Source organism: Janthinobacterium kumbetense (assembly GCF_023703445.1).
Taxonomy (GTDB): Bacteria; Pseudomonadota; Gammaproteobacteria; order Burkholderiales; family Burkholderiaceae_D; genus Janthinobacterium; species Janthinobacterium kumbetense.
On sequence record NZ_JAMQGR010000003.1, the window covers coordinates 1 to 12,462 of the forward strand.

Genomic DNA, 12,462 nt, shown 5'->3' on the forward strand with positions numbered 1-12,462 from the left:
AGCGGTTTTGTCAGCAGACAGGCGTAAAAAAAGCAGCGCTGCGCGCTGCCTTTGTCATGTAACGTCGCTTAACTTCCGCGATAGGTCGAATACGACCACGGCGACACTACCAGCGGCACGTGGTAGTTCTCGTCCGTATGCGCAATGCCGAAGGCCAGGGTGACCAGATCGATGAAACGGGGCGAAGGCAGTTCCACTCCCTGGGCGGCGAAATAGTCGCCTGCGTTGAACACCAGTTCATATTGACCCGCTTTCATGCTCTCGCCTTCCAGTAATGGCGTGCTGCAGCGGCCATCGCTATTGGTCATATCCATCTTCAATAGCACTTTTCCTTCCGGCGCAACTGAAAACAGGGCCACCTTGACGCCGGCTCCCGGCCTGCCGTGGGCGATATCGAGTACATGCGTGCTGAGTTTTCCCATTTGCTATCCTGTATATAGGGTGAGTGAATGTGCTTATCGTGCAAATCATATACCGGTGACTGCGCCTGGCTATATGATTGGGCATATAGCCAACATTGTCCTCCTATAGGCGCGCCTCCGCATGAACAATTACGAAGATTATCCACGCGACTTGATCGGCTATGGCCGCACGCCCCCGCATCCGCAATGGCCGGGCAAGGCCCGCATCGCCCTGCAATTCGTCCTCAATTACGAGGAAGGGGCGGAGAACAGCGTGCTGCATGGCGATCCTGCCTCGGAAACCTTTTTATCGGAAATGATCGGTGCGGCCGCTTTTCCCGCGCGCCACCTGAGCATGGAGTCGATCTACGAATACGGCTCGCGTGCCGGACTGTGGCGCTTGCTGCGCATGTTCGAGGACCGGCGCCTGCCGCTGACCGTATTTGGTGTATCGATGGCCTTGAAACGCAATCCGGAGGCGGTGGCCGCGTTCCAGCAACTGGGGCATGAAATCGCCTGTCATGGCTTGCGCTGGATTTCCTACCAAAACATGGATGAAGCGACGGAGCGCGAACACATGCGCGAAGCCGTGCAGATCATTCGCGAATTGACGGGTTCCGCCCCGCAAGGCTGGTACACGGGGCGCGATTCGCCCAATACGCGCAAACTGGTGGTCGAGCATGGTGGTTTCCGCTACGACGCCGATTATTACGGCGACGATCTGCCATTCTGGGAGAAAGTGGCGTACACGGATGCCGCCGGCATGCCGGCCGTGCAGCCGCAGCTGATCGTGCCTTACACCCTGGACACGAACGACATGCGCTTTGCCGCCATGCAAGGCTTTAATTCGGGCACGCAATTTTTCGATTATCTGAAGGATGCCTTCGATGTGCTGTATGCGGAAGGCGATCCGAACGGCTTGAATCAGCCGAAGATGTTGTCGGTGGGCTTGCATTGCCGCCTGGTGGGACGTCCGGGACGGGCCGCGGCGCTGGCGCGCTTCCTCGACTATGTACAGGGCCATGAGCAGGTGTGGATCACGCGCCGCATCGATATCGCTGAGCACTGGCATGCGACGCATCCCTATGCTGCTTGATGGGTATTGATATTGGATGATAAGTAAAATCAGTCTTTGCATATAGTTGTCCCATATGCCGGTGTTAATCTCCTATACTGGGACTATACCGAGGCCAGCATGTCAGAACCGATCCGCTTTTATTACCGTGGTGCCGTACAGGAAGTACGCAACGCCGCCCCTACGCAGACTGTGTTGCAGCACCTGCGCGAGGATTTGCATTGCACGGGCACCAAGGAAGGCTGCGCCGAAGGCGATTGCGGCGCCTGCACCGTCGTCATCGGCAGCTTGGTCGATGGCCAGGTCGAGATGAAGGCCGTCAACGCCTGCATCCAGCTCACGCCCACCCTCGATGGCAAGGCCCTGTTTTCCGTGGAAGACTTGCAGCAGCCCGACGGCGCCCTGCACCCGGTGCAGCAGGCGATGGTCGAGTGCCACGGATCCCAGTGCGGTTTTTGCACGCCCGGTTTTGTCATGTCCTTGTGGGGCATGTATCTGAAAAAAGACGGCGAGACGCCCACGCGCTGCGAAATCGACGACACCCTGTCGGGCAATCTATGCCGCTGCACCGGTTACCGGCCCATCATCGATGCCGCCAGGCGCATGGGGGAATTACCGCACGTCACGTTCGATCGCGATGCCTTGAGGGGGCAATTGCAGGCGCTGCAGCGCGGCAGCCTGCATACGTATGAACATGGCGGCCAGCACTTCCACGCGCCGCGCAGCATCAATGAACTGGTGGCGTTGCGCGCGGAAAAGCCGCAAGCCTGCCTGCTGGCCGGTTCCACGGACGTGGGCTTGTGGGTGACCAAGCAATTGCGCGACCTGGGCGACATCATTTATCTGGGCAACGTGACCGCGCTGAAGACGATTGCCCTCGTTGACGGCAAGCTGCACATCGGCGCCGGCGCCAGCCTGAACGATGCTTACGGGGCGCTGTGCCAGCATTACCCGGAGGAATTGTCGGAACTGTGGCAGCGCTTTGCTTCCTTGCCGATTCGTAACGCCGGTACCCTGGGCGGCAATGTGGCCAATGGTTCTCCCATCGGCGACTCGATGCCGTGGCTGATTGCGCTGGGCAGCGACATCGTGCTGCGCGGCCCTGCCGGCCAGCGCATCATGCCGCTGGAAAACTTCTATCTGGGGTACCAAAAGAAAGATTTGCAGCCAGGCGAATTCGTCGAAGCCGTGCGCGTGCCCTTGCCACGTGCCGACGTGCAATTTCGTACGTATAAACTGGCCAAGCGCTTCGACCAGGATATTTCGGCCGTGTGCGCCGCCTTCGCGTTCCAGCTCGATGGCGAATGCATCGTCGATGCGCGCATCGCCTTTGGCGGCATGGCGGCCACGCCGCAGCGCGCCGCGCAAACGGAAGCATTTTTGCGTGGACAGGCGTGGACGGAAGACAACCTGGTCATCGCCATGCGCTTGCTGGCCGACGATTACGCGCCCCTGTCCGACATGCGCGCGTCGACTACCTACCGCATGACGACGGCGCAAAACCTGCTGCGCCGCTTCTGGCTGGAAACACGTCCCGCTGCGCCCTTGTTGCGCACGGCCGTCAACGCCTACGCTTGCCGCGCCTGAAAGGACCAGCATGAACCATCCTGCCACGCCCGAACTGCAAGCGGCCGCCTGGGCCGCCGTGGGCAAGCCCAGCCCGCATGAATCGGCGCAATTGCATGTGCTGGGACAAGCCACGTACACGGACGACATCGCCGAACTGCAGGGTACCTTGCATGCGGCGCTGGGGCTGTCGCAAAAGCCGCACGCGCGCATTACGGCCATGGATTTGTCGGCCGTGCGCGCCGCTGGCGGTGTCGTCGCCGTCTATACGGCGCAGGACATTCCCGGCACGAATGATTGCGGTCCCATTATCCACGATGATCCCATCCTGGCTTTTGATCTGGTGCAATACGTGGGGCAGCCCATCTTCATCGTCGTGGCCGATACGCATGACCATGCGCGCCGCGCCGCCCGTCTGGCGCAAGTGTCATATGAGGAATTGCCCGCGATCATGACGCCGCAAGCGGCCAAGGCCGCGCAATCGTATGTGCTGCCGCCGATGCAGCTGACGCGCGGCAACTACCAGGCCGCGTTCGAAGGCGCGCCGCATGTGGTCAAGGGCCAGCTGTATGTGGGCGGCCAGGAACAGTTTTATCTGGAAGGACAGATTTCCTACGCCATCCCGAAGGAAGCGCAAGGCATGCTGGTGCTGTGTTCGACCCAGCATCCGAGCGAGATGCAGCACGTGGTGGCGCATGCGCTGGGCGTGCATTCGCACAACATCACGGTCGAGTGCCGGCGCATGGGTGGCGGTTTCGGTGGCAAGGAATCGCAGTCGGCCCTGTGGGCAGCGGCGTCATCGATTGCGGCGGCCAAACTGAAGCGTCCCGTGAAATTGCGCGCCGACCGCGACGACGACATGCTGGTGACGGGCAAGCGCCACTGTTTTTACTATGAGTACGAAGTGGGCTACGACGACGAAGGCCGCATCCTTGCCGCCAAGGTCGACATGACCACGCGCGCCGGCTATTCGGCCGACTTGTCCGGCCCCGTCGCCACGCGCGCCGTCTGTCACTTAGACAACACATATTACCTGTCCGACGTGGACATCCGCGCCACCTGCGGCAAGACGAATACCCAGTCGAACACGGCATTCCGGGGCTTTGGCGGGCCGCAGGGCGCCATTGCCATCGAGTACGTCATCGATGAAATCGCCCGCCACTTGCAACGCGATGCGCTCGATATCCGCCTGCTCAATTTCTATGGCCGCAACGATGCCGAGGGACGCAACATCACGCCATATGGCCAGAAGATCGTCGACAACGTGATCCATGAACTCGTTGCCGAACTGGAAGAGAGCAGCGATTACCGCGCGCGCCGCCGCGCCATCGATGCCTACAACGAGGCCAGCCCGGTCCTGAAGAAGGGCCTGGCCTTCACGCCATTGAAATTCGGCATCGCCTTCAACGTCACGCATCTGAACCAGGCCGGCGCCCTCGTGCACGTGTACGTGGATGGCTCCGTGCTGGTCAACCATGGCGGCACGGAAATGGGCCAGGGCATCAATACCAAGGTCATGCAGGTGGTGGCGCACGAGTTGGGCCTGGACCTGGACCGCGTGCGGGCCACGGCCACCGATACCAGCAAGGTGGCGAACACGTCGGCCACGGCGGCGTCCACCGGCGCCGACCTGAACGGCAAGGCGGCGCAGGATGCGGCGCGCCAGATCCGTGAACGCCTGGCCGATTACGCGGTCAAACTGTACGGCGGCGACGTTGCTGCTGTGCGCTTCTTCGATAACCATATTCACGTGCATGGCCATGTCGTCGCGTTTGCCGAACTGGTGCAGAAGGCTTACCTGGCCCGCGTACAACTGTGGTCGGACGGTTTCTATGCCACGCCCGGCTTGTCGTGGGATGCGAAGACGATGACGGGCCATCCGTTTTCGTATTACGCGTATGGTGCGGCTGTGGCGGAAGTGGTGGTCGACACCCTGACAGGCGAATGGAAATTGCTGCGTGCGGACGCCTTGTACGATGCGGGTCAGTCATTGAATCCCGCGATTGATCTGGGTCAAGTGGAGGGGGCATTTATCCAGGGCATGGGTTGGCTGACGACGGAGCAGCTGTGGTGGAATGCGGCGGGTAAGCTGATGACGCACGCGCCATCGACGTACAAAATTCCTGGCATTTCCGATTGTCCGGAAGATTTCCGTGTGAAACTGTTTCAGAATCGCAATGTGGAAGACAGCATCCACCGTTCCAAGGCCGTGGGCGAGCCGCCGCTGCTGTTGCCGTTTTCCGTGTTCTTCGCCATCCGCGACGCCATTTCCAGCGTGGGCCATCACGCCGTGCAGCCACCGCTCAACGCCCCCGCCACCAGCGAGGAAATCCTCAAGGCGGTCATGGCCGTGCAAGCGGCGCATGCCGGCGCCTAGGAGTACAGCATGAGCGACTGGCTGACAGCGATGGAGAACGACACGCAGGCATCCGTGCTGGTGACGGTTGCCCTGGTGGAAGGTTCCGGACCGCGCGAGGCGGGCGCGAAGATGCGCGTGACCCTCGATGGCCAAGTGGACACCATCGGTGGCGGCCACCTGGAATTGCGCGCCGTGGAAATCGCCAAGACCATGCTGGCCACGGGCGAGACCCATGCGCGGCTCGAGCGTTTTGCGCTGGGCCCCAGCCTGGGACAATGCTGCGGCGGCGTCGTCCATCTGGCATTCGAATATGTCGATGCCAGCCTGAACGAATTGCTGGCCGCCTTGCGCGAACGCCGCCAGCAAGACAGCTGGCGTTTGACGGCGCTCGACGGTGAAACCGCGTCGGCGCTGTTCGATGCTGCCGGTCGCCTGATCGCCGGCACAGGCGCACAGGCGCCCGACACGTTTTCGCGCGAACGCAGTACCCATGTCGCCCAGGATGGGAACGGTCGGCGCTGGCTGGTCGATCCCTGCCTGGCGCCGCGCGCCCATTTGACCCTGTTTGGCGCCGGCCATGTGGGTGCCGCCATCGTGCGCGCGCTGGCCCACTTGCCCTGCAATATCACCTGGGTCGATGAACGCGAAGACATGTTTCCTGCGCAACTACCGGATAATGTGCGCATCGCCGCCACCGATATGCCCGAGGAATTTGTCGCCATGGCGCCGCCGGGCGGCAGTTTTCTCGTCATGACGCATAGCCATGCGCTCGATCAGCGCTTGACGCAAGCCATCATGGAGCGCGAGGATGCGGGCTGGTTCGGCTTGATCGGTTCGCACACGAAACGCAAGCAGTTCGAGCACCGCCTGCAGGCGCGCGGCGTGCCCGACGCGCGCATTGCCGCCATGGTATGTCCGATCGGCATGCCCGGTATTCGCAACAAGGCGCCGGCCGTGATCGCCGCGTCCGTTGCCTGTCAACTACTCATGGTGTGGGAGGAAGCGGCCGCGGCCGCCCTGGCCGCACCGCTGCGGCTGGCCTCTGCCAGCGCGCCACCGCGACGCGAGAAACGCGCCGCCTTTCACCCGTTATAGAAAGAAGTCATGCCGATTGTTCCTGCTACATTGCAAGCTTACCGTGCCAGCTTGCTGCACTTCCACGCCGATCCCGCCTTCAGCGAGGAGGCGCACGCCTGGCATGCGGATGGCTTGCTGATCGTGGCCGATGGCAAGGTCGTGGCCGCCGGCGATTATGCGCAGTTGCAAGCGACTTTGCCGCCCGGCACCGAGACCGTCGATTACCGCGGCAAGCTGATCGTGCCGGGTTTCATCGATACCCATCTGCACTTCCCGCAGACGGAAATGATCGCCTCGCCCGCTCCCGGTTTGCTGCCGTGGCTGGAAACGTATACTTTCCCCACCGAGCGCGCGTTTGAGAATCCTCAACATGCGCGCGATGTGGCCGAGTTTTTCCTCGATGAACTGCTGCGCTGCGGCACCACGACGGCCATGGTGTATGGCAGCGTGCATCCGCAATCGGTCGATGCCTTCTTTGGCGCCAGCGAGGCGCGCGGCTTGCGCATGGTGGCGGGCAAGGTCATGATGGACCGCAATTGCCCCGAGTTCCTGCGCGACACGGCCGAGTCGGGCGCGCGCGAAAGCGAAGAGCTGATCCAGCGCTGGCACAAGCACGGCCGTTCGCTGTACGCGATCACGCCCCGTTTCGTGCCGACGTCCACCAATGAGCAGATGCACCTGGCGGGCGAGCTGGCGCGCGCCTATCCGGATACGTATTTGCAGACGCACGTGTCGGAAAACGCGGATGAATGCCGCTGGGTGCGCGAACTGCATCCGCAGGCGCGCAGCTACCTCGATGTGTATGACCAGTACGGCATGCTGCGTCCGCGCGCCATGTTCGGGCACTGCATCTGGCTCGACGAGCGCGACCGCGCGCGCATGGCGGAGACGTCGTCGGCGGCCGCTATTTGTCCTACATCAAACCTGTTTTTGGGCAGCGGCCTGTTCGATTTCGAGCGGGCCGATGCGGCGCGGGTGCTGTTGTCGCTGGCAACTGACGTGGGCGGAGGCACCTCGTTCTCGATGTTGCAAACAATGAACGAAGCCTATAAAGTAGCACGCTTGAAAGGCAGCTATCTGCCCGCCTTGCGCATGTTTTATCTGGCGACCCTGGGCGCTGCACGGGCCATGCAACTGGAAGGCACCCTGGGCAATTTCGCGGCAGGCACGGAAGCGGATTTTATTGTGCTCGACAAGCAATCGACGCCGCTGCTCGAGCGCCGCACGGCCGGCTGTCAAAGCCTGGAGGAATTGCTGTTTGTCTTTGCGCTGCTGGGCGACGACCGTGCCGTGGCCGCCACCTATTCAGGCGGCCGATGCGTGCATGTGCGGGGGCAGGGCTGACCTACCCGTTGTTCAACACGAATTATCCTGAGCGAGAACGCGAATGCACAAGAAACTCACTGGCCTGGCGCTTGGCGCCGCGCTGGCCTTGACCGGCACGGCGCAGGCCGCCCCGTCTTCCAATGAAGCGGCTACCGCGCGCCATTTTGCCGCGCTGGTTGCCGGTGCGCAGCCGAAGACGGCCGAGTTGAGCCTGTTCTTTTCCATGATGCCCAAGGGCGGTGACTTGCATCACCATTACTCGGGCGCCATTTACGCCGAGCAATTCCTCGACTGGGTCGACAAGGAAAACTATTGCGTCAACAAGACGACCTACCGCATCGAAAGCAACAAGGACGTCGTGGCGGCCGAGCGCGCCAAGCCGGCCGCGCAGCGTGGATGCCTGTCGTCCACGGAAGTGTTTGCCGATGCGGGCCTGTATGCGGAATTGCTGCAGCGCTGGTCGACCAAGGATTTCTATAATCACGGCGCCATCCAGACGCCGCCGGACCGTACCTTCTTCGATACCTTTGGCTATTTCGGCCCCGTGGCATCCACGAACACGGCCGATGGCCTGAAAACCCTGAAGCAGCGCGCCATCGCGGAAAACCTCAGCTACATCGAGACGATTTTTGAACTGTCGCCATTCGTGCAGAACGCGCAGTTCGACCAGCAGGTGCTGGCGCCGGGCTTGCAGCCGGCAGCATTGCAAGCCGTGCTGGCCAACTGGACAGGCAGCCTGGAGCAGGATGCCAGCTTCCAGAAAAGCATCACTGCCTACAACGACAACGTCAACGCCAGCAGCGCCGGTATCGACGATGCGAACTTCACCATGCGCTACCAGGCATATGTGCTGCGTTTCCTGTCGCCATCGCAAGTGTTCTCGTCCATGGTGGCCGCGTTCAAGGCAGCGAGCCTGAATCCGCTGCTGGTGGGCGTGAACATCGTGGGCCAGGAAAGCGTGAACGTGTCGATGCGCGATTACAGCCTGCACATGGAAATGTTCAAGTTCCTCAAGGCAAAGTATCCAAACGTCAAGATCGCACTGCACGCCGGCGAGCTGGCGCTGGGCATGGTGCCGCCGGAAGGCATGACGTTCCATATCGCCGAAGCCGTCGACGTGGCAGGCGCCGACCGTATCGGTCACGGCATGGATATCGCGTACGAAAACAATGCGCTGGCGACCATGCAAAAGATGCGCGAACGGGGCATTCCCGTGGAAGTGAACCTGACCAGCAACGATTACATTCTCGGCATCAAGGGCCAGGCCCATCCGATCACCCTGTACCGCAAATATGGCGTGCCCTTCGTCATCTCCACCGATGACGCGGGCGTCTCCCGCAATACCCTGTCGAATGAATACGTGCTGTTTGCCAGCCAGTACAAGACCGATTATGCGGAAGTCAAAAAGCTGTCGTATAACAGCCTGCGGTACTCGTTCCTGGCGGAAGCGGACAAGCAACGTTTGCTGAAAGCACTCGATGCCCGTTTCACCCGTTTCGAAGCCTTGATCGCAAATAGTGATCGTAAAGCAACTGTTGTAAAACCATAAAAGTATTTCACCTCTCCTGCCTGCCACGCGACCGCAACTAGCGGTCGCGTAACCTCCGCTTCTTCATAGTTACAAAACCCTCTTTTTAGCCTTTTTGTTGTGCCTTTACGACACAAAATGACGCGCTGGTAGTGCTTTCTTGCAATTATTTTCTGAAACAATTTCCAAGTCTTGCCGCTCATCTATAATTTCGCCCCGATGAGGTGAGCTTGCTCGGTTGATACAAAAAATGCGGCTTCCAGCGGTGATTTATATTTTTTATATATAAATCATTAAAAAAAAACGTATTTGTCAGCCTACAGACCTTAATGCATAGTTGGACGGCGAAGAATTGAATAAGTCATTTTTGATATCGCTTTTGTGACAATTCAGGATGTCTAGCGGCTCCTGTCACATTGCGGTCATATCCGTGTAACGGATTTGAAATATTCGATCTTTATACTGCCGTGTCTAGTTGGATAGTTTCCGTGTTTCACCACAATATAAGCAAGTCAAAATCTTGTAAGTTACAACACACTCTAGGGGGTTCAAATGCAGTTCATTCAACAACCAAAATTGCGACTAAGTATGATCGCAGTGGCATGCCAGCTGGCTTGCTTCGGCATCTCCACTGCGCATGCGCAAAGTGCTGAAGGCACGGTATCGCCATCGACGGTGACCGTTACCGGGAAAAAAGTTGGTATGGGCTTGATGGTGCAGGAAGATGCGCCAAAGGCACGCAGTACCGTGACGGCCGAGGAGTTGGCAAAACAGCGTCCAACCGGCAATGCATACGATGCCCTGACTCTGTTGCCATCGGTGAACACCTACGGCTACGATGCGACTGGTCTGTTTGGTGGCGGCTTGGCCATGCGCGGTTTCAACAGCGATCAGATCGGCGCGACGGTGAATGGCGTGCCAGTGAATGACTCCGGTAACTTCGCTGTATTTCCACAAGAATATGTAGACCAGGAAAACACCTGCTCGCAATTTGTGACCCAAGGCTCGACCGACGTTGATTCTCCACAAGTGGGTGCAACTGGCGGTAACTTTGGTATTACTACCTGCGATCCAGAAGATAAATTCCGTGTACGCGTCATGCAAACCCTGGGCCAGTTGAATCTGGCAAAGTCGTATGTGCGTGTCGATACCGGCCGTTTTGCCAATGACAAAGCGAAGGCATTCATGTCGGTGTCGAATGCGCAAGCGGATAAATGGAAAGGCAAGGGCAAAGCCGATCGTACGCACGTTGACGTTGGCTTCAATTACGACTGGAACCGTTTCAATTACATTCACGCTTCTATCGGTTATAACCGCGCGATTAATAACAACTTCCGCTCGCTTACGCTGAAAGAGCTGGCCACCGAAGGTTACGACGCTGATTACAGCTCCACTTATGCTGGCCAGGCTGCACTCAGCCCAGGCAAGGCAAGCGCTTCCGGTCCACAGGCAGGCACCGGCCAGCCAGCCGCTTACTACAAGCTGGCCTTGAACCCATTCGAGAACGTCATCGCGTCGGCGATCGGTAAATTCCGTCTGGCCGAAGATCTGGATCTGAAAGTCGTGCCTTACTACTGGTATGGTTTCGGCACCGGCGGCGTGCAGCAAAATACGCTGAAAGAAGCCGGCGGCTTCCTCAATCCTGTCACCGGCAAGATCGCCGCCAGCAAGGATGTGAACGGCGACGGCGACAGCCTCGACACCGTATCGATCTATCGCGGCAGTCTGACCCGTACTCATCGTCCTGGCGTCACGACTTCGATCACGTATAACGTGGGCGATCACCAGATTCTGGGTGGCATCTGGTACGAGCGTGCGAATCACCGTCAAACGGCACCTGGCCAACTGGTCAATGCAGATGGCTCCGCACCGGATATCTGGCTGCGCAACAACCTGATTACCCGTCCGGACGGCACCTTGTATCAAAACCGCGATTGGGAGACGATCAGCACGGCTTACCAAGCGTTCCTGCAAGATACCATCACTTTGATGGACAACAAACTGAACCTTAACATCGGTGTGCGCGCTCCATACATCAAGCGTGATTTCACCAATAACGCCAGCGAAGGCAGCAATTCGCAAACCACGTACAACGTGTCGAAGACGTACTCGGACGTGTTGCCACAATTGGGCGCGCGTTACCGTGTTACCAACGACGACCAGATCTTTGCCAGCCTGGCGAAGAACATGCGTGCGCCGAACAACTTCGTGCTGGCACCGAACAATCCGCCGTACGTGACTGTGACGAATGGTGTTGCCACCATCGTCAAGGACGTCAAGCCTGAAGTGTCGTGGAGCCTGGACGTTGGCTACCGTCATCAAACCAAGGATATTTCGACCTCGCTGACCGCTTTCTACACGGACTTCAAAGATCGCCAGGCAACCGCAATCGATCCAAACACACTGACCAGCCTGACGACCAACGTAGGCAAAGTGCGTAACAAAGGTATTGAGCTGGAAGTCGGCAACACGCCGATCAACGGCTGGTCGGTTTATGGTTCGCTCGGCTACCTGAAGACCAAGATGGAAGATGATCTGGCCGTGGTCGCCAAAACCGTCAATGGCAAAACCATTGTTGGTTATGCACCAACCGCTGGCAAGAATTTCTCCCTGTCGCCTAAGCTGAAAGCCGGCTTGAGCGCCTCTTATGAAACCAACGCCTGGTATGTTCGCGTAAAAGCCCGTTACACCGCCTCGCAATACGCTACGCTGGTGAACGACGAGGAAGTGCCAGCGTACACCCTGGTTGACCTGGATGCGGCATATCAGTTGCCAACTTTCGGCATGTTCAAGAATCCTAAGCTGACCCTGAACGTATCGAATTTGTTGAACCGCGAGTACCGCAACCCAAGTTCCGGTACGGGTATTGGCGCCAATGATATCGTTACGGCTGCCGGTACGTTCGCAGGTCGCGCACCAACCTACTACATGGGTGCACCGCGCTTCGCGTCGGTCACCTTGCGCGTCGACTTCTAAGCATGGCTGTCAACTCCGCGCTGCCCGTTAGGGCGGCGTCGAGTTGTATCAACCAGGCTGAGATAGCAAGAGTACAGGCCTTCGGGCCTGTTTTTTTTATGGGTAAGGATCTTTCACCGTCTTTGCCATTGGCGCCGCCCCGTCCAGGAGTCTC

The 12,462-nt window shown here is 59.1% G+C and carries 8 protein-coding genes; 7 read left to right on the forward strand and 1 reads right to left on the reverse strand.

The window, feature by feature from the left end; translation table 11 throughout:
* Positions 1 to 68 precede the first annotated feature (68 nt).
* On the reverse strand, positions 69 to 422 hold the full coding sequence (gene uraH / locus NCG91_RS10990) for a hydroxyisourate hydrolase (protein WP_070303439.1): 354 nt from the start codon (positions 420 to 422) through the stop codon (positions 69 to 71).
* Positions 423 to 543: 121 nt separating this feature from the next.
* On the opposite strand from uraH, the gene puuE reads away from it, so the two are divergent.
* The 7 genes from puuE to NCG91_RS11025 all read left to right on the forward strand — a co-directional run bounded on the left by puuE (position 544) and on the right by NCG91_RS11025 (position 12,308).
* Positions 544 to 1,497 carry an allantoinase PuuE gene (puuE, locus tag NCG91_RS10995; protein ID WP_251349723.1) on the forward strand — a complete coding sequence of 318 codons (954 nt, stop codon included), beginning with the start codon at positions 544 to 546 and terminating at the stop codon, positions 1,495 to 1,497.
* Between the two features lie 99 nt (positions 1,498 to 1,596).
* Positions 1,597 to 3,063: a xanthine dehydrogenase small subunit gene (gene xdhA, locus NCG91_RS11000; protein WP_251349724.1), complete on the forward strand. Its 1,467-nt coding sequence runs from the start codon at positions 1,597 to 1,599 to the stop codon at positions 3,061 to 3,063.
* Between the two features lie 10 nt (positions 3,064 to 3,073).
* Positions 3,074 to 5,419, forward strand: coding sequence for a xanthine dehydrogenase molybdopterin binding subunit (xdhB, locus tag NCG91_RS11005; RefSeq protein WP_251349725.1), 2,346 nt, complete (start codon positions 3,074 to 3,076; stop codon positions 5,417 to 5,419).
* Between the two features lie 9 nt (positions 5,420 to 5,428).
* Positions 5,429 to 6,496 (forward strand): xanthine dehydrogenase accessory protein XdhC, encoded by a 1,068-nt coding sequence (gene xdhC / locus NCG91_RS11010; RefSeq protein ID WP_251349726.1) that lies wholly within the window; start codon positions 5,429 to 5,431, stop codon positions 6,494 to 6,496.
* Positions 6,497 to 6,505: 9 nt separating this feature from the next.
* On the forward strand, positions 6,506 to 7,822 hold the full coding sequence (guaD, locus tag NCG91_RS11015) for a guanine deaminase (protein WP_251349727.1): 1,317 nt from the start codon (positions 6,506 to 6,508) through the stop codon (positions 7,820 to 7,822).
* Between the two features lie 43 nt (positions 7,823 to 7,865).
* Entirely contained in the window at positions 7,866 to 9,353 is a 1,488-nt protein-coding gene (locus NCG91_RS11020; RefSeq protein WP_251349728.1) for an adenosine deaminase family protein, read from the forward strand.
* A 531-nt stretch (positions 9,354 to 9,884) separates the two neighbouring features.
* Entirely contained in the window at positions 9,885 to 12,308 is a 2,424-nt protein-coding gene (locus tag NCG91_RS11025) for a TonB-dependent receptor (protein ID WP_099665385.1), read from the forward strand.
* Positions 12,309 to 12,462 lie beyond the last annotated feature (154 nt).